The 21,622-nt window shown below is 43.1% G+C and carries 20 protein-coding genes; 11 read left to right on the top strand and 9 right to left on the bottom strand.

Going from position 1 to position 21,622, the window contains the following annotated elements:
- On the top strand, nt 1–205 hold a 205-nt coding region (locus VJY63_RS10610; RefSeq protein WP_324050692.1), incomplete at its 5' end, for a hypothetical protein.
- 235 nt (nt 206–440) lie between these two features.
- Here VJY63_RS10610 and drt3b read toward each other — a convergent pair.
- On the bottom strand, nt 441–2,387 hold the full coding sequence (gene drt3b / locus VJY63_RS10605) for an antiviral reverse transcriptase Drt3b (protein WP_324050690.1): 1,947 nt from the start codon (nt 2,385–2,387) through the stop codon (nt 441–443).
- 8 nt (nt 2,388–2,395) lie between these two features.
- A complete protein-coding gene (gene drt3a, locus VJY63_RS10600; RefSeq protein WP_324050688.1) occupies nt 2,396–3,679 on the bottom strand; it encodes an antiviral reverse transcriptase Drt3a in 1,284 nt (427 codons plus the stop codon).
- Between the two features lie 336 nt (nt 3,680–4,015).
- On the opposite strand from drt3a, the gene VJY63_RS10595 reads away from it, so the two are divergent.
- Nucleotides 4,016–4,714 carry a hypothetical protein gene (locus VJY63_RS10595; RefSeq protein WP_324050686.1) on the top strand — a complete coding sequence of 233 codons (699 nt, stop codon included), beginning with the start codon at nt 4,016–4,018 and terminating at the stop codon, nt 4,712–4,714.
- A gap of 95 nt (nt 4,715–4,809) precedes the next feature.
- On the opposite strand, the gene VJY63_RS10590 is transcribed toward VJY63_RS10595, so the two are convergent.
- Nucleotides 4,810–5,292, bottom strand: coding sequence for a hypothetical protein (locus VJY63_RS10590; RefSeq protein ID WP_324050684.1), 483 nt, complete (start codon nt 5,290–5,292; stop codon nt 4,810–4,812).
- A 252-nt stretch (nt 5,293–5,544) separates the two neighbouring features.
- Here VJY63_RS10590 and VJY63_RS10585 point away from each other — a divergent pair, with 252 nt between their 5' ends.
- Entirely contained in the window at nt 5,545–6,084 is a 540-nt protein-coding gene (locus tag VJY63_RS10585; RefSeq protein WP_324050683.1) for a transposase, read from the top strand.
- Nucleotides 6,085–6,110: 26 nt separating this feature from the next.
- On the opposite strand, the gene VJY63_RS10580 is transcribed toward VJY63_RS10585, so the two are convergent.
- Nucleotides 6,111–7,745, bottom strand: a complete 1,635-nt coding sequence (locus tag VJY63_RS10580) for an NAD+ synthase (protein WP_324050681.1) — start codon at nt 7,743–7,745, stop codon at nt 6,111–6,113.
- 88 nt (nt 7,746–7,833) lie between these two features.
- Here VJY63_RS10580 and VJY63_RS10575 point away from each other — a divergent pair, with 88 nt between their 5' ends.
- Nucleotides 7,834–8,082, top strand: coding sequence for a PP0621 family protein (locus tag VJY63_RS10575; protein WP_324050680.1), 249 nt, complete (start codon nt 7,834–7,836; stop codon nt 8,080–8,082).
- On the opposite strand, the gene thiO is transcribed toward VJY63_RS10575, so the two are convergent.
- Entirely contained in the window at nt 8,058–9,149 is a 1,092-nt protein-coding gene (gene thiO, locus VJY63_RS10570) for a glycine oxidase ThiO (RefSeq protein ID WP_324050678.1), read from the bottom strand. The genes VJY63_RS10575 and thiO overlap by 25 nt on opposite strands.
- A 52-nt stretch (nt 9,150–9,201) precedes the next feature.
- Nucleotides 9,202–10,077: an LEA type 2 family protein gene (locus tag VJY63_RS10565; protein WP_324050676.1), complete on the bottom strand. Its 876-nt coding sequence runs from the start codon at nt 10,075–10,077 to the stop codon at nt 9,202–9,204.
- Between the two features lie 78 nt (nt 10,078–10,155).
- Between VJY63_RS10565 and VJY63_RS10560 the strand changes: the two genes are divergently transcribed.
- Entirely contained in the window at nt 10,156–10,494 is a 339-nt protein-coding gene (locus tag VJY63_RS10560) for a HopJ type III effector protein (protein WP_324050672.1), read from the top strand.
- Nucleotides 10,495–10,684: 190 nt separating this feature from the next.
- On the opposite strand, the gene VJY63_RS10555 is transcribed toward VJY63_RS10560, so the two are convergent.
- Nucleotides 10,685–11,068, bottom strand: coding sequence for a DUF423 domain-containing protein (locus tag VJY63_RS10555; protein WP_324050670.1), 384 nt, complete (start codon nt 11,066–11,068; stop codon nt 10,685–10,687).
- Between the two features lie 219 nt (nt 11,069–11,287).
- The gene (locus tag VJY63_RS10550) at nt 11,288–12,055 is read right to left on the bottom strand and encodes an FCD domain-containing protein (RefSeq protein WP_324050668.1); all 768 of its coding nucleotides are present in this window, start codon (nt 12,053–12,055) and stop codon (nt 11,288–11,290) included.
- Between the two features lie 296 nt (nt 12,056–12,351).
- On the opposite strand from VJY63_RS10550, the gene VJY63_RS10545 reads away from it, so the two are divergent.
- The 5 genes from VJY63_RS10545 to VJY63_RS10525 all read left to right on the top strand — a co-directional run bounded on the left by VJY63_RS10545 (nt 12,352) and on the right by VJY63_RS10525 (nt 19,871).
- Nucleotides 12,352–14,043, top strand: a complete 1,692-nt coding sequence (locus VJY63_RS10545) for an L-lactate permease (RefSeq protein ID WP_324050666.1) — start codon at nt 12,352–12,354, stop codon at nt 14,041–14,043.
- An 86-nt stretch (nt 14,044–14,129) separates the two neighbouring features.
- A complete protein-coding gene (locus VJY63_RS10540) occupies nt 14,130–14,966 on the top strand; it encodes a (Fe-S)-binding protein (RefSeq protein ID WP_324050664.1) in 837 nt (278 codons plus the stop codon).
- Nucleotides 14,963–16,408 carry a LutB/LldF family L-lactate oxidation iron-sulfur protein gene (locus VJY63_RS10535; protein WP_324050663.1) on the top strand — a complete coding sequence of 482 codons (1,446 nt, stop codon included), beginning with the start codon at nt 14,963–14,965 and terminating at the stop codon, nt 16,406–16,408. The genes VJY63_RS10540 and VJY63_RS10535 overlap by 4 nt, the downstream gene beginning before the upstream one ends.
- Nucleotides 16,408–17,073 (top strand): lactate utilization protein, encoded by a 666-nt coding sequence (locus VJY63_RS10530; RefSeq protein ID WP_324050661.1) that lies wholly within the window; start codon nt 16,408–16,410, stop codon nt 17,071–17,073. Before VJY63_RS10535 ends, VJY63_RS10530 begins: the two co-directional genes overlap by 1 nt.
- Nucleotides 17,070–19,871, top strand: coding sequence for an FAD-binding and (Fe-S)-binding domain-containing protein (locus tag VJY63_RS10525; protein ID WP_324050659.1), 2,802 nt, complete (start codon nt 17,070–17,072; stop codon nt 19,869–19,871). Before VJY63_RS10530 ends, VJY63_RS10525 begins: the two co-directional genes overlap by 4 nt.
- Here VJY63_RS10525 and VJY63_RS10520 read toward each other — a convergent pair.
- The gene (locus VJY63_RS10520; protein WP_324050657.1) at nt 19,868–20,467 is read right to left on the bottom strand and encodes a pentapeptide repeat-containing protein; all 600 of its coding nucleotides are present in this window, start codon (nt 20,465–20,467) and stop codon (nt 19,868–19,870) included. The two genes, VJY63_RS10525 and VJY63_RS10520, sit on opposite strands and share 4 nt — an antisense overlap.
- A 102-nt stretch (nt 20,468–20,569) precedes the next feature.
- Here VJY63_RS10520 and VJY63_RS10515 point away from each other — a divergent pair, with 102 nt between their 5' ends.
- Nucleotides 20,570–21,547, top strand: coding sequence for a hypothetical protein (locus tag VJY63_RS10515; RefSeq protein WP_324050655.1), 978 nt, complete (start codon nt 20,570–20,572; stop codon nt 21,545–21,547).
- The last annotated feature ends 75 nt before the right edge of the window (nt 21,548–21,622 follow it).

The following is a 21,622-nucleotide window of genomic DNA, read 5'->3' as shown; positions in this document are numbered from 1 at the left end:
CTGTGAATTGAATGATGGCCGCATGCTGGTGGTGGAATACAAAGGTGACGTGTATGCCAGCAATGATGACTCGGCGGAAAAACGAGAAGTGGGCAATAAATGGGCGCAGCTGAGTCACGGTAAATGCGTGTTTATTATGGCAGTAAAACAAGATCAAGAGGGGCGTGATGTTAGGCAGCAGATTTTGGATACGATAGTGAGGTGACTGAAGCCTATTTTTAATTAGGCTTCAGTGGTGAAGGAAGAGGCCCCACTGAGTGTGTGGATGCACAAGCCACCGAAGTGACTTGTGCACCGCTCAAGCACCGCCCCGTACTTCCTGTCATTGCTGACCATACACACGAGTCGATACTGAATAGCGCTCTTGCGAGCACTGGCTTCAGCCACTGGCGAACCAGTAGAAGATGAGAGGACACCCTTCCTTCAAAGGTAAGTATAACTTAATACGCCTGCTTCAGTTCCTTCTTCTCCAAAGAATTGAGCAAATCAATATCCTTCCAATCCACCTGTGCATAGCTTGTATTAATGCCCGTCAAAAAGTCCTGCAAATCCGCGCTGCCGGGCTGGGAAAATTGAAGGGTTCTAAAGAAATTTTTTATCCAAGCGGTCTTTTGCTTATCGGGTACATAGGGACACGAGAATAGGTCGAGTAAGAGATGAGCCTTTTCGCTATTCATCAAGACATCAGATAGTTTTTCCACCGCAGCATCCAAAAGCTTAGTCCTCAATTCTTGGTACACCTTGGAATCTCGCACATAGAACAGAGAGGCAACAATGGTGAAGTATGTTAACTTTCCCGCGCTGACAAAGAGCTCATCAATAATCTCAGGTGGCAACAGGTGATTATCGCCTAGCTCCCGCGTTGCTAATGCGATATTGAAGAATTCAAGGTGAACAAACCCTTCAATATCGCCAGCGTGTTTCATGCCACATTGGTCATGTAGCAACGAACAGGTTAGATCAAAAATCTTTTGATGTACCGTTGGGTAACCAGTAGGTAAATGCTGCTTGCTAAATCGTGCAGCTAAAATTAAGGACGTACTAAGTTTGTAAGAAGCACCAACAGAGGGGGCAACACTGTAAAGAAAGAACAACACGTCAAGCAACACAATAAACGCATCAACATATTCAGCTTCTTGTATGGTGCTCGAAGGGTCGTCATGATTAACAAGCCGCTTGACTCGCTCAGTAATTACTGAAATTAAGAAGGAGGCAATCTCATCATAGGTTGATACGTTTGAATGACATAGAGCCTTCACTGAGTCAATGTAGCTTTTGGTTAATTTCCATTTATTATGAATGCTTTTAGGGCTAAGCTCACCTGTCCCAGTTTGCTCAAGGAATTTTTCAAAAAAAGAATTGGCTTGTTGCCCTGCGTCATAAACAAGCCTTGCCTTGGATAAGGAAAATGGCCTCCCCATGCATGTTGACTTTGCTGTGTTTGTATGAAGATTAAAATCAATTAGAACATCTGCATACTTATCATGAATTCTACTGGCAATAGACTCATTCCGAGCAAATATAAAAACGTCATCTACGTAGCGTCGAAATTCATAGTCTTCATGAAATTTCAAGTCCGCTAACTCTTGTATTACCCGTCGATCAATTTTCTGAAACAGTATTTCAGCAAATATCCGACTCACCTCAGGGCCTATCGGGATTCCGTTTGTCTCATTATGATTGCCGTGCCGGATGACGCCATCAAACTCCTGGGCAAAGGTAGAGGAGACAGCAACGTGCGATTTTGTAAAAGGTTTGTCCTTGACTGCCCAGGAAAGGCAGTGTGTATAGATGCTATCAAAGCATTTTGTAACATCAAGCGTCTTTAGAAAAGAAAATCTTTTCTCCAATGCAAAGTAATCTCTCGAATTGAAGAATTTGTAAAGACGGTCATATCCTCTGTACGAAAAAAATGAGGGTGCGTGCTTGGCATACCTGTCAATCCCATCGAGGGCGATGGAGCCGGTTTTATACTTGTTAATGTTCTCCCAAGAGCTTTTTGAGTAAAAGCTACTGGCAACTGTTTTGGGCGCGCGGATAGATGCCGGGCTGATAGAACAATAGTGTATTATTAGCTGTTCATATTTTTCATAGAAGACCCTTGCTTTCCACTGGGAGGCCGGATGCAGTAGAGCAAGACGTCGAAAACTCTTTGAATCTTTCTTGATCTTATATGTATATGGCACGGTCGAGCTTGGCGTTTTGCTGATGCCGTCATGCAAAACCAGAGATTTGATAACGGTACTTTGCACATGACCAGCACTATCTAGGGCAGCAATCTGGTCATAGAGCCCATCATTCGAGAAGATGATTGGGGTTTCAAACGGAGTGGTTTCCGTAATAAGAACCCTATTGTAGTCGCTACGGCGAATCCGATTTTTCTTCATTTTACGCCTTAGTAAATCCAGCAACTCTGGATCTGAGATATTCTTGCTGCAGAGAAGTGGATAAAACTACGGTTTCTGTGTCCTCTTGCAAAGCTATACGCGAGCAATTTGCGCCTCTGATGTGAAGAAATCATTGTGTTTGTTATCGAAAAAACCCTACCTTTTTTCGATAAGACTGCATTTCTAAGGAATCTATCCAGCTCTTTTAGGCCAGCAGCGTCATCTGAAATCAATGGGTAGCTATGATATATCCCGGCGATTTTCTTCCCGCCAACTTTCGGGTTATACACACTGAAGTTTTGCGTCAAGAATGCGATGCGATCACGGAGCAATCCCCAGTCATTCGACTTAGCATGACTCAGGAATGATCGAACAACTCTTGTTTTCATTCGTTTGATCTTTTTCTTTGCGATATCCACGTGGACTTTCCGGTATAACTGTCCGGCCTTAGTTTTCCCCGCTTCCTCCTTGGTAGGGTTTTTAACTAAGAATTGATAACCAAGATAGTCAAACTGAAGGGGGGTTGACGCGATTGTAGAACTTTCTTTTGCCACTCTGGCCGTCGCTGCAACAATGTTTTTCTTATCAGGATTTAATTTAAGCCCAAGAGGAAGAAAGGATCGCAATTCCCGCAGAAAACATTCTTCGTCTTCCCTTGCCGACGAGACAATAATGATGTCATCGACATACCGAGAATAGTAAAATGTATTACTGGCCCAGCGCACCTTCTGATCGAAATCCCACATTAGAATTTCCGATAGAGCAGCACTAATAGACAGCCCCCTTGGTACACCGCGACCTCCAATCGAAGCATGGGCATCAAGCAGCGCCCCGATTAACTTCCTACTATGCGGACTCAAGCTTTTGATGCTCGAAACGGTATCAAAAATATGGCTCTTTTCGAAAGACTCGAAGAATGATCGAATATCCAGACGATAAATTCGATAAGGAACACCCTCTTCCAAAAGGAGCTTGAGGTTTCTGACGATCTGAGACCGCCCATCTACACTAAGTGAAGTGCTCTTTTTTAAATTCAATCGAAGTTTTCGCTCCACTAGCTCGTCTTGATGCCTAGCCAAGCGATAAACAGTTTTTCCTTTAAGAGGAAAGCCAATCAAAGGTGCTGTTGGAGGGTCAAAGTGGGACATAGCTGATACTAGTGCTTGACTAAGCAGCTGCTCTCGAAAGTTATCTTGGGCTAAAGCAGGAATCCCACGAAAATCACTCTTATATAGGACGCGTTCAAGCATTTTTTTGCAAAAAGATTGATCGAATGAAGATTCCCTTGTCATTTTACTTCCTCTATACCTTCAAAGCTTAGATGATAGCTAAGGAACCTCTGAAAAAAACCAGCTTATTTTTGGGGAGTTACTCAGAGGATCCCTAATGCCAATATTATGGCAAAAGCTCACTTAGGGAACATAGCAAAACTTCAGCAATTATATAACTTCTCTACTGCAATATTTACTTCCACACGCTCAATACGCCACTACAATCCTGTTTACTCTACAAGTCGTACACCTGACACACTTCGTGTAGATTATGATTACTAGATAATCAGCCGCTGTATAGCCTCACTCTGTGGTCAATCAAAGAATGATATTATTACCTTCGACAAGGATGCAAAAATGGACGGAATAAAGCGTTTAGCTAATGAAAATGTTTCTACCAGTAAGCAAATAGCTTCTGATATAAAAACAGCTCCCATTAAAGACAACAATGAAAATACCGAATCTAATAGCCCTGCGACAGCTAGTAATTCAGGCCTATCTATCAGTAACGAAGCCAGTATTTTAAATGCAGCCAGCGATGCTATCCAAGGGTTCAAAGGCAGTGAAGATATTCCTTACTATCTTCAGCCACCTCCTGAAGGTTTTATCCCAGATGCGACCGCGTTAAGCGGAAATGGATTCTACTTTCTTACTCAAGGAGACCGGGAATCCCTACAAGCGGCTCATGACTACGCCATAACCAATGACCAAAGTATTGAAGATGTAGAACTAGCTGCCTTCTTCCTCTCCCATAAGCGCTATGTAGAAGATATGGTGTCACGAGGGGTGAAGTATAGCGTTCACGTTCCGTCAGGTAAGAATATAACGTATGTTCCTGGTCTAGGATTCCAAGGCTTAGAATCGGAAAGCTCACCCAGCGATAACCTAGAATCGTCCCGCGATGCTTTATTAAATGACATCATTAGTGGCGGACTATTTAGTAAAAACCCTATGTTGAATAAAGACTTATTTCTCGGCCCACTTTATGATTTTTTTAATTTGGAGCCAAAAGACGCTTTATCAATCATAGAATCTATGGTTCAGACAAAAACATAACACTATACATGAGCAGCCTATTGGCTAAGGCAGTATACAGCCATAGCCAATAGACTCCGAAGATAAAAATAAAAAAGTTATACTAGTAAAACCACCTAAGCCATTACATCTAACAAAGGCTTTTGATATTCAGGCTGAAAAATACCTATAACTTTATCTAAAAGCTTTTGATACTCTTCTGCCCTTTCATCTTCGCCCATATACTTAGCACCACTAACTGAGCTAACAAAGTTTTCATAAAGGTTCATTTTTTCACTATTCATTTTCTCTTGATACTCTGCATGTGTCATTGAGCCTAAGGTATTATTTAAATGATAGATTACGCCCGATGTATTCAATGCAAGATAAAAAAGACTAGACTTTTCATCTTTATTAATTAAACCCTCATTAAATAACCTATCTGACAACTCTATAATTTCAGGCCCAGTAATACTGGTTAAATCATAGCTAGTATAAGGTTTCTTTTCTTCGCTGGTTGCTTGGTTAACCTCATCAGCTTTATGGCTTTTTGTAAGTTTAGCTTGTTCAACAGCAGCTACACTTTTTACTTGTAAAGGATTAACGCTATTAATATTCATAACATAACCACCTATTGAATAAATAATTGATTAGTTAGCCACAACTAAAGTTGTGGCTAGTTATATCAACACTAAAACTTAGCTACAAGCCTTATTTGGCTTTACTCTGACCCCACATAAAGACTAGGCAAAACCTTGCCACCCTATATCTAAAACGGCTATAAACTGCCGTTTTATCAGGAAAATATCACTAAAAACTTATGGCATGTTATTTGCTCGTTAAGTATTGGAATGAAAGCAAGGAGCGTAGACATGGCAAGGCCAAAAAGATTGCTAATAGACCAACAACCGCACTTAATTCATTATCAGGTTATTAATCAAAGAAATGCATTTTCTGACAATCAGGACTATCAGCAGTATTTACACTGGTTAAATAAAGAATCTTTAATACATGATTGTGTTCTTCATGCTTATTTATTATTGCCCAAACAAATATACCTAGTGCTAGAACCTTCTTGTGGAGAGGATATTTCTAAGCTTATGCAGGCTTTAGGACGGCGCTATGTGCGCTACCTAAATTTAAAAGAAAAACTTAGCGGCACGCTTTGGAAGGATCGTTTTAAGGCATCACCTTTACACAGTGATTTTTGGCTAAAAAACACACTTCACTACTTAGTTTATAAACCCGTTAGTGAAGGCTTGTGCAAAACGCCCAAAGACTACCCTTGGAGTAGCTACAGAAAATACGTCTTTCAACAGCTTTCTTACCTTCAAGATTTAAAGCTTCCACCTGATCCAAGTATTCGCTCACAACTCGAAGTTGCAATTAGCCGTAACCTGCCTTTGCCGTAAGAAAACCTCGCCACTCCTTAGATTTTTTACAAAACAGGCCATTTGTTCACTAGCGGATAACGCCTATCTTTACCAAAAGCTTTAGGCGTAACCCGTGTACCTGGGGCAGCTTGGCGGCGTTTGTATTCATTCATATCCACCAGCCTAACCACTCGCAATACTTCTTCTTGCTTAAAGCCTGCGGCAATTAAGTCAGCGGCAGATAAATCGTCTTCAATATAGCCTTGCAGCATTTTATCTAGCACTGAATAAGGCGGTAAGGAATCTTCATCTTTTTGATCAGGTGCTAATTCTGCTGAAGGTGGGCGGTCAATCACTCGCTGAGGAATCACATAACTTTGGCTATTGCGCCAAGTGCATAGCTCAAAGGCTTTGGTTTTATACACATCTTTAATGGCATTAAAACCACCGGCCATATCACCGTAAAGGGTGCAATAACCTACTGCCACTTCACTTTTATTACCCGTGGTTAACAGCATTAAACCTTTTTTATTCGATAAGGCCATAAGCAACACACCACGACAACGGGCTTGCAGGTTTTCTTCAGTAGTGTCTTTGCTGGTTCCGGCAAAGGTATCTGCCAAGCCAGCCATAAAACTTTCGACCATCGGTGCTATAGGAATAACCCGATATTCCACCCCTAACAGCCTTGCTTCCTCTTCTGCATCGGCAATGCTAATCGCCGCTGTGTAATGGTAGGGCATCATTACACCCATGACTCTGTCGGCACCTAAGGCATCCACGGCAATCGCCGCAGACAAGGCTGAATCTAAGCCGCCCGACATGCCCAAAACCACGCCTTTAAAACCACTGTTATTCACATAGCTTTTTAAACCTAACACGAGAGCACCATATAAATAGGCAAGGTCTTCTGGCCAGCTTTTAATGGCATTGCTAGCAGTTGAACTTGCCTCCCAGCCTTGCTGACCCGCTTGTAAATTCACCAATAAACCATCTTCTTCTAGGGCTTTGGCTTGAGCAATCACTTTACCTGCAGCATTCAAAGCAAACGAAGCGCCGTCAAACAACAATTCATCTTGCCCACCCACCAAGTTGCAATACACCAAGGGGCAAGCTAAAGCTTGGCAATGCTGCTGGGCTAGGTGTAAGCGCTCATACTGCTTGCCCTCGTGCCAAGGCGAAGCATTCAAAGCCAGCAAAACATCAGCACCAGCGGCAACTGTAGCAGCGGCAGGCTCTGGCTGCCAAAGGTCTTCACAAATTAAGATACCAAGCTTGCAGCCATTAATTTCTACCACACCTGTTTGCTGTCCAGCAGTAAAATAACGCTGCTCATCAAAAACCTGCTCATTGGGAAGCAACTGCTTAAAGTATTCAGCTATCCACTGTCCTTTATGCAATACTCCCGCAGCATTAAAAAGCTGCCCATTTTTAGAGCGTGGATAACCCACAATTAAGCTAATACCCTGCACTTCTTCCTGTAGTTGTTGCAAAGCCGTTTCTATGCGGCCTTGTAAGGCAGGTCTTAATAACAAATCTTCAGGCGGATAACCCGTTAAGGTAAGTTCAGGAAGCAATAAAAGATCGGCCTGATTGTTAACAACTAAGTTCTTGGCTAGCTGAATAATCGCTTGGGTGTTTGCTTGAATATCACCAACCAGTGGACTGATTTGGGCAGAGTAAATTCGTAAGCCAGACAAGACAGACTCCTAAAAGCTAAGGGTTAAAATACAAAAACTGTTAGAATCAGATTATAGATTAAACACCCAGTAAGAATAAGGAACAAAAATGAGTTTATTAATTGTGCGTCTAGTCGTTTTTGTGTTGCTATTTTGGGTAGGTTTTCGTATTTGGCAATATTGGCAAACCCATCAAATTGAATCCAAGAACAACCAGATTAATAAAAATGAAGATGGTTCAGAAACCATGGTGCGCTGTGAAAAGTGCCAGATTCACCTACCTCAAGGTAACGCCATTAAAGCAGGTGAGTATTATTTTTGCTGCCAAGAGCATCAAGCTTCTTTTGAAAAAGAATAGGGCGCCATATCAATAATGGCCTCTCGCTTTAGCAATAAATCGGCCATGCCACGTGCAGCAGCCGGTGCTAGCACTAAGCCATTACGAAAATGCCCAGCGCTGGTGTAAAGATTCTTATAGTTGGGCACTTCACCCATTAATGGAATGCCATCTAAGCTACCGGGTCGCAAGCCAGCCCAGTGATGCTCAATTTCATAATCACGCAACTTAGGTAGAATTTGATAAGCCGTTTCACGCAAAGATTCCAAAGCATCTTCGGTAATTTGCTTATCAAAACCCACATATTCCATCGTAGAACCGGCCAAAATCCGGCCATCTTTACGCGGAATCAAATAGCGACCATTCATCAGCACCACGCGATTAATTAAACCTGGCGGCGCTTTAAACATAATCATCTGCCCACACACGGGCTTAATCGCTGTTTTCACAGCTAGCTTTTCTAACAACTTGCCTGTCCAAGCGCCAGCACATAAAACCGTACGCCGTGCAGAAAAAACCATTTGCTTACCTTCAACACCCAGCACTTCGCCTTCTTCTTGGTAAATATTGTGGATTTCGGTATTTTCTAGCAAGCGAATGTTTTTATTTTGCTGCAAAGAAGCCCTAAGCGCCTTGGCTAAACGTGGCGTTCTAACACTAGCAACCTTGGGCATCCACAAAGCACTACTAAAACCTGCTGCAACGTCGGGCTCTTTATCGTATAAAAAAGCCGCGTCAACTTGCTCAAGTTCACGGCCTTCTGCAATAGCCCAATCTATAGCGGCTTGCTTATCAGCAACGCTTAGCAACAGCAAGCCATCTTCACGAAACTCAGGATCTATGCCAGTTTCTTCAAATAATTGCTGAGTGACTTGGGGATAATAAGCCTGTGCGTAAGATGCCAGCGCAGTGATAGAATCAGGGTAACGCCAAGGATACAAGGGCGACACAATCCCACCGCCAGCCCAACTGGACTCTTGACCGCACTGCCCGCGTTCTACTAGCGTAACGTCAGCACCAGCAGCGGCCAATTCACGCGCCAACATCATTCCTACCACACCCCCACCTACTAACAAAAAGTCACTCATCAGCTTTACCTATGTTGAACTGGTTTATTTTTTAACGGTTTAACGACTAGATTTAACGACTAAGCGGCACTTTACCTACGTGCTTAGCAGCAAAAGGAAAGCTACTTAACAAAGGCAAACTGCTACCTAATTCAGAGTCTAAATCTAACGCGTAATTAATATCGCCGCCTGCTCTTAACATCTCATAAAAAGCTAATGCTGAAGAAATACCAAACGAAAGATTAACCGGAATATCGACACTACTTTTACCAGCAGCAGCAATTTTAATCTGCTCACCTAAACTACCTGCAGTCACCGCATGACCATTCAAAGCCAAGGCATAGTTTAATTTATTCACTAACAAATCAAAGGCATTGGGGTTATCCAACTCTACGCTTAATACCAACTCCGCACCGCTTAAACTTAAACGCTTTTGCTGTACGCCTGCTAATTTAAATTTAGGCATACGTGGAATAGGAATTTCACCCTTGGTTTCATAAGGCACTCTTAACGGACCTACAACGGGAATATCAAAAGTCATGCCACCAGCAACCACGTAATCTAATGCATTCAAATCACTTAAATTAGTAATAAACTTACCTAAATCAGCAAACCCAATTTCGAGCGGTAAAATAATTGACTGGTTTTTGCCTGCTGCTAATTTATTGCCTTGTAGCTGCTGACCCGCCAGTATTTTTGCATCTTGTAAATTTAGCTGGAAATCTAAAGCGCCTAATACAATCGGATAACGGTTCGGGTTGCTAACATTTAACTCAACTTCTAACAAAGCCTTACTTAAAGTTAAACCCACTAAACGGCTACCAGCCACCTTTACTTCTGGTTTTACCCAAGCGCCTGATTGCTCTAAAACACTACAACCGCTGATAAAAAAAGCACCCAGTAACAGAACCAATAAAGTTTTTACTGGTAATTTTATTAGACTAGCCATTCCATTTTCCTTCGATTTAAGTTTAAAAATGAGTACTATCTTTGTTATACTAGCATTCTCTAATAAACGAGGCACAGCATGACCTTGAGTGAACTACTAGCCCAGTTAAACCAACATCCCGTTGATTTTCAAACCGTGATGCAAGTGATAGAAACTGAATACACTTTCACACCTACACACTTTATTAACGGTGACTTAGTTAACGAAGCCAACACTAATAACGGCTCATGCAAAATTTTTGCTTTTGGTCTGCTTCATCAATTAAGTAAGCAGGCAACTTTAAATGCTTTCGGTGATTATTACACACAAGATGTCTTAAAAAACCCTCTAGGTCTAGACCACCAAAATATACGTAATTTTATGCGAACAGGCTGGGCAGCTATTAGCTACAGCTCGCCTGCTTTGCTAATAAAATAAACTCACCTTTCTGCACGCACTCTTTAGTGCTACAAGGCAATAAATAATGAATCTTGCAAGTTTCGACAAAAAACAAAATAACGGTAAAGTTAACTTTAGTGCTGTTATGGAAGTTGAAGCACGAATCTTTACGACTTCAGAAGGCAAAAACGATTACAGCGCTACCACAGATGTAGCAAAAAAACCTGCCTCAACTAATGCGGCTACGCACAACCCCTACAAATAAACTTAACCAGCCCAAAAGCAAAGCAAGGCCGCCAATTGGGGTAATAAATGCTAAACGGGTATTGCCAGTCACGGCCATTAAGTAAAGTGAGCCGGAAAAAAGCAACATGCCCACTAACCATCCCCAAGCGGCTAAGCGAAATCCCTTATTTTTATCTATCCAAGTTGCTGCTAAACCCAACAAAGCTAAGGTATGCCACATTTGGTAGGTGGTTGCTAACTTAAACCACTCCTGCGCCCGCTCATCTAAATAAGGCTTTAAACCATGGGCAGCAAAAGCACCTAAAGCCACGACTAAAAAACCACTTACTGCAACCAAAGCTAACCAACGTTGCTGATAACTAGACACACTTTACTCCTGACCATAAAAAAACCTAGCAATTGCGAGGTTTGAATCTACAACACCGCTATTTCTTTTGGGTTATTACCAAACTGGTTTTTACCAGACTGGCTGTCTTGAACAGCAAACACAATAAGAACAATTCTTTGCGTCAACCTATGTCGCATAAATAATTTATTTAGCTTTTTAATAACCTTAAAAAACAAACTGAGATGGGGCATTGATAATTTATATTATTCTTCGGCGTTTAGATCGCTGTAAGCGTGATTCTTCTTCATCTACTTCAGCTAGCACTTTACACACATACTCAATGTGTCGATTTGATAACTCTCGTGCTTGTTCAGCCTGTCCAGACTTAATGGCTTGATACAAAGCACGGTGTTGCTCTATTAACATTGTGCGAGTTTCGCTACGCTGACTGTACATACCGCCAATATTCGTCACCACGTTACCGCGCAACAAATCGAATAGTCCGCGAATAGTATGTAACAACACAACATTGTGGCTCGCTTCAGCAATAGCTAAATGAAAACGCGCATCTGCCAATCCTTCTTCAATACGACAGTCTTGCGTTGTATTCTCATAACACGCCTCCAACTGCTCAAAGGCTAAATCTAAACGCTCATAATCTGCTGGAGTGGCACGTTGTGCAGCATAATATGCGCAAGCACCTTCCAAAGTATGCCGAAATTCGAGCAAGTCTTTTTGTGCACCTGTTCTTTTTGCTAACAAGGCCAGTAGCGGGTCACTAAACGTTGCGCCCACTTCTTTGCTTACGTAATTGCCACCACCTTGACGGCTGACTATCAAACCTTTTGCTACCATTTTTTGAACTGCTTCACGCAGTGATGGACGTGACACACCAAACTGATCGGCCAACTTGCGCTCTGCAGGAAGACGCTCACCCGCTTGCAAGGCGCCTTCCAAAATCATAGTTTCTAAGCGTTCAACAATCTCATCCGATAAACGGCGTTGCTGTATATGTGTAAAGCTCATCGCTTTTTTTCCCTACCAAAATAGCTACTTAAATCATCCTAGATTATCACAACCACTTATTTACAACAGCGTAAAACACTTATATATCAACCACCTCAACCAATCATTGCCACTAAAGTAGCAGGCAAATAATTTGACAGATAAAGCCCGGTGTATTTAACTTAAAAACTCACCAATGTAAATTGGTATGACCAATTACAAAAACAACAACAGACAAAGGATCCAAGTCATGTCAAACCTCTACTCTCTCTTCATCATCCACACAAGCTATATAAAACAGCGATTGGAGCCACACCATGTCGCCTAATTTACTTGCACTACTAGCATTTTCACCTATTCTTCTGGCTGCAATCTTGTTGGTTGGCTTACGCTGGCCTGCAAAGCGTGCCATGCCACTTGTTTTTGTAATAACTGCAGCTATCGCCCTCTATTGTTGGGAAATGAGTTTTAATCGGGTTTTAGCCTCAACACTACAGGGGCTAGTGATTACAGCCGGAGTGCTATGGATTATCTTTGGAGCAATTTTGCTACTAAATACCCTAAAACACTCAGGTGCAATTCAATCCATTCGAGCAGGCTTTATTACTATCAGCCCTGATCGCCGCGTACAAGCTGTGATTATCGCTTGGTCATTTGGCTGCTTTATCGAAGGCGCTTCAGGTTTTGGTACGCCAGCTGCGATTATCGCACCTTTACTGGTAGCTATTGGATTCCCAGCAATGGCAGCTGTCATGCTTGGTATGTTGGTGCAAAGCACACCTGTTTCATTCGGTGCTGTCGGAACACCTATTATTATTGGTATTACCAGTGGGTTAGACAGTGAAACTATCGGCTCACAACTTTTAGAGAAGGGTTCAGACTGGGCCACTTTTCTGCAGTTGATCACCAGTCAAGTCGCCATTATCCATGCTATTGTTGGCGTATTCATTCCGTTGATTATGGTTCTAATGCTGACACGCTTTTTTGGTAAAGAAAAAAGCTGGAAAGCTGGTTTTGCCATCCTTCCTTTCGCACTCTTTGCAGGCCTAGCATTCACCATCCCATATGCCGCAACCGGTATTTTATTAGGGCCAGAGTTTCCTTCTTTACTAGGTGGTTTAATCGGTTTAGCTATCGTTACGACTGCGGCACGCTTTAATTTCCTTACCCCAAAAACCGTGTGGGATTTTGCCCCAGCTAAAGAATGGCCAATCCAATGGTTAGGCTCTATTGAAATGAAACTGGATAAGGTCACCAGTAAACCTATGAGTAACGCACTCGCGTGGCTACCATACATTTTAGTCGGCCTATTACTGGTGATTAGCCGTATTTTTCCAAGCGTAACTAATGCGATGAAGGCAGTAGTAATTAAATTCCCAAATATCTTAGGTGAAGCAGGAATTAATGCAGATTTTATGCCCTTGTACTTACCTGGCGGAATATTAGTGTTTGTCGCCTGCAGTGCATACTTCTTACACCGGATGCAATGGCATAGCTTTCGTTCAGCAATAAGTGAATCCAGTCATATTTTACTCGGCGCAGGCTTTGTCTTACTCTTTACCGTACCCATGGTACGTATTTTAATTAACTCTGGCGTTAATGCGGCAGATATCCCTAGCATGCCTATTGCTATCGCGCACTTCTTCGCTAACAGTTTTGGTGAAATTTATCCATTATTTGCACCCAGCGTCGGTGCGCTTGGAGCATTTATTGCAGGCTCCAATACTATCAGTAATATGATGTTCAGCCAGTTTCAGTTTGGTGTTGCCGAAAACCTCGGTATTTCGACTGCAATTATCGTTGCCGGCCAAGCGATTGGTGCAGCAGCAGGTAATATGATTGCTATCCATAACGTCGTCGCTGCATCTGCTACTGTGGGTTTATTAGGGCAAGAAGGCGCTACACTCAGAAAGACAATCTGGCCAACCCTCTACTACGTATTTTTTACCGGTTTAATTCTCTTAATTGCCGTTACAGTACTGGGTATCAGTGATCCATTAATGTCTTAAAACCTTATGCAAAGCGGGCCTGCCTTGTGTCGCTACGGACAACACAGCCCGCACCTGCTCTACTTGAATACCGTCGGAGCTTTACTATGAGTCATCTTTTTTATAATGCAGCACCCCAAGAAACACGGGTTACTAAGCCACGTAAAGCGCCGCGCAGCTACCCAACCCACAAGCCTACTCATATCTACCTTTATGGCACCTGTGTTGTCGATTTGTTTTTCCCAGAAGCTGGGATGGATGCCATTCATTTATTAGAGCGTGAAGGCATTCAAGTGAACTTTCCTCAAGCACAAAGCTGCTGCGGACAACCCGCCTACACCTCTGGCTATACCCAACAAGCCAAAGATGTTGCTCGCTCGCAACTCGCCTTATTTACAGAAAACTGGCCAGTGGTGGTTTGTTCAGGCTCTTGTGCGGGCATGTTCCGCGAGCACTATCCTGACCTCTTTAAAGATGAACCGGAAACGCTAGCCCAAGTAAACGCTTTGGCTGAACGTACTTATGAGCTAAGCGAATTCTTATTAAAGGTATGCCAAGTAGAATTAACAGATCAAGGTGAAGCGACCCAAGTGGCATTGCACACCTCTTGTTCTGCCCGCCGTGAAATGAATACCCACCTGCATACCCGTGAATTGCTAAATCAATTAGCCCAAGTCGAGCGCCTAGACCACGACCATGAAAGCGAGTGCTGCGGCTTTGGTGGTACTTTTTCAGTGCGTATGCCCGATATTTCAGGGGCTATGGTGGCGGATAAAACGCAAGCCTTACAAGCAAGTGGTGTACAGCAGGTGGTGAGTGCTGACTGCGGTTGTTTGTTGAATATTAATGGTGCTTTTGAAAAACAAAATATTCCATTACTAGGTCAGCACCTAGCCAGTTTTTTATGGCAGCGCACCCAAGCTAAGCAGGAGTCAAACACATGAGCAGCCAACGCATTCCTACGCTTGATGTCACTGCACGCAAGCTTAAATCCAATGCACGCCTGTCGTTAAAAGATCAGCAGCTGCGTACTAATATGCGTAGCGCTATGGATTCACTCATTAGCAAACGCCTTATCTCTATGCCGGATGAAGATGAACGTGAAAACCTGCGTGAGCTGGGCAATAAAATTAAAGCCAGAGCCTTATCGCAACTGCCCGATTTGCTGGAGCAACTGGAAAGTAATTTAACCAAGCAGGGTATTCAAGTGCACTGGGCCAGCACGACAGAAGAAGCCAATGCCATTGTTTTAAACATTGCTCAAGCCCGCAATGCCAAGCAGGTGATTAAAGGTAAATCCATGGTCAGTGAAGAAATGGCCATGAATGAGCACCTCACCGAACACGGCATAGAAGCGCTTGAATCGGATATGGGCGAGTACATTATTCAGCTAGATAATGAAAAGCCCACGCACATTATTATGCCAGCGATTCATAAAAATGCGCAGCAGGTGGGTAAGCTTTTCGAAAGTCGTTTAGCGCTACCCTATACCGATGATGTAGATAGCTTAATTCAGTCGGCACGCAGTATTTTAAGAGAAAAATTCTTTCAGGCGGATATTGGTATTTCAGGGGTTAATTTTGCTGTAGCAGAAACAGGCACTTTGTTGTTGGTGGAAAACGAAGGCAATGGCCGCATGTCTACCACGGTTCCGCCCGTACACATTGCCGTAACAGGTATTGAAAAAGTGGTTGCCAACTTGCAAGACACAGTGCCGCTCTTGTCACTACTCACTCGCTCTGCATTAGGGCAAGGCATTACCACCTATGTAAATATGATTTCTGCACCACGCCAGCCAGATGAGCTTGATGGCCCAGAAGAAGTCCATCTAGTGTTGCTGGATAATGGTCGTAGCCAAGCTTTTGCAGACAGTGAATTAAGGCAAACACTGAATTGCATCCGCTGCGGTGCTTGCATGAATCATTGTCCTGTTTATACACGCATTGGTGGGCAAGCCTATGGCACAGTTTATCCTGGCCCCATAGGTAAAATTATTTCGCCACATCTATTAGGTTTAGAAAACACCCCAGACCATCCTTCAGCTTCTTCTTTATGCGGCGCTTGTGGCGAAGTCTGCCCCGTAAAAATCCCCATTCCTGCCTTATTGCGCCGCTTGCGTGAAGAAAATGTTAAATCGCCCAAGCAACAACCCCAAATAATGGCTGGGCAGGGCAGCCGTTATTCAAATAAAGAAGCACTGTTATGGAAAGGCTGGCAAGCATTTAATACTAAGCCGTTGCTGTATAAAACTGGCACTTTCTTAGCGACACGCCTAGGCAAATTCACGCCCAGCAAGCTAGGTGCTTGGACACAAAACCACAGCGCCCCCAAGCCTGCAAAACAAAGTTTGCATGAATTGGCTAAAAAGCATTTGGAGAACAAATAATGAGCGCAAGAGATAAAATTCTAGCCAGCCTACGCCAAAGCTTAGAAGGCACTCAACCGCTAGCCGATCCTTTTAACGCTAGCTTAGTGGATGAGCCTTGGCGCTATAAACCAGAAGAAAGAATTACACGTTTAAAAGAATTAATGACCGCGGTACACAGCCAAGTGCATCTAACATCAAGCCAAGCTTGGCCTGCACTGGTGTGCAAGTTGTTATCTGAGCGAGCGATTAATAAACTATTAGTTGCCCCCACTACCGCCCACGGCAAAGCACTGGCTAACTACTGCAAAAATGAACACCCAGCCTTAAAACTCTTGGCTTATGACCGCCCTATAGAAGAATGGAAGCGTGAACTCTTTGATGACGTGCCCGCCAGTTTTACCGGCACGCTAGCAGGGATTGCCGCTACAGGCACTTTGGTGGTGCAACCCAGCCCAGCCGAACCACGCCTAATGAGTCTAGTGCCACCGCTGCATATTGCGCTGCTGAAGGCGAGCCAGATTTATGACAATTTATATCAAGCCCAACAACACTGGCCCAAACCCCTGCCAAGCAACTTGCTGTTAATTTCTGGCCCTTCAAAAACTGCCGATATTGAACAAGTCTTAGCCTATGGCGCTCATGGTCCTAAAGATTTAATTGTATTGCTGGTGGAGGATGCATGAGCTTACCTGCTGCTTTTTTAGCTACTGTAGAAGAAACCCTTCCTGCTTCAAGGCTTTTTTCTGATCCGCTTTCAACACTCACTTTAGGTACAGATGCCAGCTTTTATCGCTTAATTCCCAAACTCGTTATTCGGGTTGAATCGGAAGATGAAGTGGCTTTTATTTTAAAGCAGGCAAGCAAACACCAGGTTGCAGTAACCTTTCGTGCCGCTGGAACTAGCTTATCTGGGCAGGCTGTAAGCGACTCTGTCTTAATTGTTTTGGGTGATCATTGGAACAGCAAAGAAGTGCTCGATAATGGGCAACTTATTCGCCTGCAACCCGGTTTTATCGGTGCCAATGCTAATCAAGCTTTAGCCCATTTAAACCGTAAAATAGGCCCAGACCCTGCTTCCATTAATGCAGCAAAAATTGGCGGCATGGTGGCTAACAATTCTAGTGGTATGTGTTGTGGTACAGCACAAAACACTTATCAAACCCTTGCGGCCCTGCGTCTTTTACTAGCTGATGGCACTTGTGTAGATAGCGCAGATCCTGACAGCGTTAGCCAGTTCAAAAAAACTCACCAAGGCTTGCTGAAAGGTTTGGCTGAACTCGCTAAGCAAACCCGTGAAGATGCAGAGCTTAGCGCTAAAATTCAACACAAGTACCGAATCAAAAACACTACAGGGCTTTCGCTTAATGCGCTTATTGATTTCACCGACCCTTTAGATATTTTGACTCACCTAATGGTTGGCTCCGAAGGTACACTTGGTTTTATTAGCTCAGTCACTTATTACACAGTGCCAGACCATCCCAATAAAGCCACCGCCTTGGTGGTTTTTCCTGATGTTGAAACCTGTTGCCAAGCAGTGCTAGAACTAAAAAAACAACCTGTAGCAGCCGTTGAATTATTAGACAGGCGCAGTTTGCGCAGCGTACAACACATGGCAGGTATGCCAGCTTGGATAGAACAACTAAGCAGTTCCGCTTGTGCCTTACTTATTGAATCCCGTGCGGCCAACACTTCTTTACTAGAAGAACAACTACAACAAATTGATGCCAGTATTGAACACTTCCCTAAAGAAGAGCACATAGCTTTTAGCCAAGACTCCAAAGTTTATGAGCTCTTGTGGCGTATGCGTAAAGACACCTTCCCCGCAGTGGGTGCATTACGAGAAACAGGCACCACCGTTATTATTGAAGACGTTACCTTTCCATTAGAGCAACTGGCCGAAGGGGTTAATCGCCTTATCAGCCTGTTCGAAAAATACCAGTATGATGAAGCCATTTTATTTGGTCATGCACTGGATGGAAATTTACATTTTGTCTTTACTCAGCGTTTTGACCAGCCAGAAGAAGTTGCTCGTTATAGCGCTTTTATGGAAGAAGTAAGTCACCTAGTTGCGGTTGAATTTGGTGGATCACTAAAAGCTGAACATGGCACTGGCCGTAACATGGCGCCTTTTGTTGAGCTGGAATGGGGGAAAAATGCCTATCAACTCATGTGGCAGATTAAACACCTACTAGATCCGCAGGGTATTTTGAATCCTGATGTTGTTCTATCAAAAGATGCCGGCATTCATTTAAAAAACCTTAAATCATTACCAGCTGCCAACTCCTTAATAGACAAGTGTATTGAATGTGGCTTTTGTGAACCTGTCTGCCCAGCCGCAGGCTTAACCCTTTCGCCTCGCCAGCGCATTGTTGCTTGGCGAGCTATTCAAGAGCAAAAACGCCAAGGCTTAGACACCAGCCAACTGGAAAAAGATTTTCAATACCAAGGAATAGACACCTGCGCCGCAACGGGTTTATGTGCTCAGCGTTGCCCAGTAGGTATTAATACTGGTGACCTGATTCGTGAATTACGTGCTAAAAAGGCAAGGCATTCAAAAACAGCAGAGCATTTGGCAGGCTCTTTTGCCAAAATTGCCCGTGCCGCTCGCTGGTCTTTAGTGGGTGCTGAACTTGCTCGCAAATTACTTGGTGCACCAAGAATGCACCGTTGGACGCAACAGCTGCATCAACGCTTTAATAGCCTACCTGTTTACTTGCCAGCTACACCTAAAGCCGCCCAACTTCCGCCACTACCAAGCCCTAACCCAGCGTCTGAAAAACCTCGTGTTGTTTACTTTGCTGCCTGTGTTTCTAATGTTTTGGGGCCAGCACACCTAGATAAAGACCAAACGCCTTTAAGAGTTAAAACCCAACAACTCTTAGAAAAAGCTGGTTTTGAAGTGGTTTATCCAGAAGCCTCTGCTAGTAGTTGTTGTGGACAACCCTTTGCATCCAAGGGTTACCCTAAACAAGCAAATAACAAGCTGCATGAATTAGAAGAACAATTGCTTAAAGCCAGCCGTAACGGGCAAGACCCTATCTATTCAGATACCAGCCCTTGCACACTCAGGTTATTAAAAGAATTAAAAGAAACCCAATTAAAGATTTATGATTCCGCAAAGTTTTTAAATGAAGAAGTGCTGCCCCGTTTAAAGCTAGAACCCTTAGACGAGAAAGTTGCAGTGCATATCACCTGTAGCACACAACACCTAAATGAAGCAGATAACCTGCTAGCCATCGCCAAAGCTTGTGCTACGCAGGTAATTATTCCTGAAGGAATTCATTGTTGTGGTTTTGCAGGCGACAAGGGCTTTACCCTACCCGAACTTAATCAACATGCTTTACGCAATTTAGCAGAACAAGTTGATGCGTGTAGTGCTGGCTTTTCTACCAGCCGAACCTGTGAAGTAGGGTTAAGTAGCTACAGCAACCTTAGCTATCAGCATTTGGTGTATCTGGTGGATAAGGCAAGTAAGACTTAATCCACCAATTCTATTTCTAAGCTATCTAGCAACCTTGTTGCTTCAAAACGGCTAAATTTTGCATGTTTAATTTCATTTCTATAAACATCAATGTCGTAGTTTGTTGCTTCTGCAAAGTCGGCACTGGTTAGATTAGTATTGCCAAATAAGCTGTTGGTAAAGTCGGTATAGGTGAAGCTTGAATTACTAAAATCGCCTTCCCTAAAATCTACGCTGTGTGCTTTGCTTTCTTCAAGCACAAAGTCTTGAAAGGAAAGCCCATAAAAAGAGCTATCGTTAAGGATAGATTTATAAAACTTAATAGGGGCAGCAAAGGCAAAGTTAGACCAAGCTGCTTTGGTCCAATCGATTCCGACTAGCTTTGATTCGTGAAAAACCACTTCTGAAAACTTACTGTAACCCAGTTCTATATTGCTTAGGTTGCAGTTAACAAATTCACAATCAACAAAGTTGCAACGCTTAAAAATTGCCTCACTGAAGTTACAGCCTTCAAACGTGCAGCCATCAAATTCTTTAGAAGCTATTTCTAACCCAGAAAAATCTTGGTCAGTGAACGTTACTGTTAAATAGTCATTTTTATCTTCTAACTTACCCAAAGTTTAAACTCCTTATAAAATAAAAAAGCTGTTTTCATTGCTTAAAAACATAGGTTTTTTTACTATCGAAATAACCATTTTCAAGAAGATATAGAGGTTGACATGGAAATCACAACGAATACAACAACGCGTCAATTAAACACGCCAACAACCCAAGCCACATTAAAAAACAATCAAAGCCCCTCACAAGAAACAATCACTGCTCAAATAAAGCCAGAATTAAGTTCCACCAGCCAAGCCGTGACGCAGGCTTTTCAACAGGCGGTGGATTGGCTGCAACAAGAATCAGTTGAACCTTTTCAAGGTCGTATGGATCAGTTGGGTAGAGTCAGCGTAAACATTGATGTAGGGCGCTACAACCTTTACTTGGTAGATAAAAAAGTTAACGAATTACAAGAGCAGTTAGGTAACTCTGTTGATATCAAAGAAATGAGAAGTCAGTTAATCCAAGCTTCTGGCATTACTACTGAAAACCCACTAAATGCTGCCAATAGAAAGGATCAGCTAAATCAAAATGTAGCTGGCCTTTTACATGAAAAAGATGTGCAAGCACTAACCGACGTGTACATCCATGCCAAAGAAAAGGGTCTTGATACCGAGCAAGTCAACCATCTAGGATTCTTTATGGGGATTTACCGCCAGAGCCAACAATCCACTCACTACTTTCACCCACCAACAGAACCTGCCGATCCAGCAACAATACAACAAGCTCAGGCCATTTATTCTAGTAAAGAAACACCCCTTGTGCAGTTTGATTCTGGCTTTCTGGAACAAATGCTCCACCCTGAAAAAAACCTTAAACCCTTCAGCAAGATGGTCGATCTGGATTTCCTTCAGGAAATGACAGGCGCAGGTGCAGGGGGTGATGTCTTTTTACCAGCAGAACAACCACCCAAGCGCCCTTCAGCAGTAACATCTGATAAAACCACCAGCCCATCAAAAGATGAATTACAAGCACAATTAGCCACTTGGCTAAACCAGCATTGGTCACAAGAAGCCTCACTGGTTAATCAACTGCTTGGCTTAAACTTAGACGATCAGCAGGATCTCTGGACACAATTACGGAGTAAGTTTGCGTGATGATTGGTGATGGCAAAAACAGTAAATGAAAACAAGAGCGCCCCTGCTGATATCAAAACAGCAGGGGCTGTTTTA

It is taken from the genome of Marinospirillum sp. (assembly GCF_035271045.1).
Taxonomy (GTDB): Bacteria; Pseudomonadota; Gammaproteobacteria; order Pseudomonadales; family Halomonadaceae; genus Marinospirillum.
This window is presented reverse-complemented; position numbering and strand designations above follow the sequence as displayed.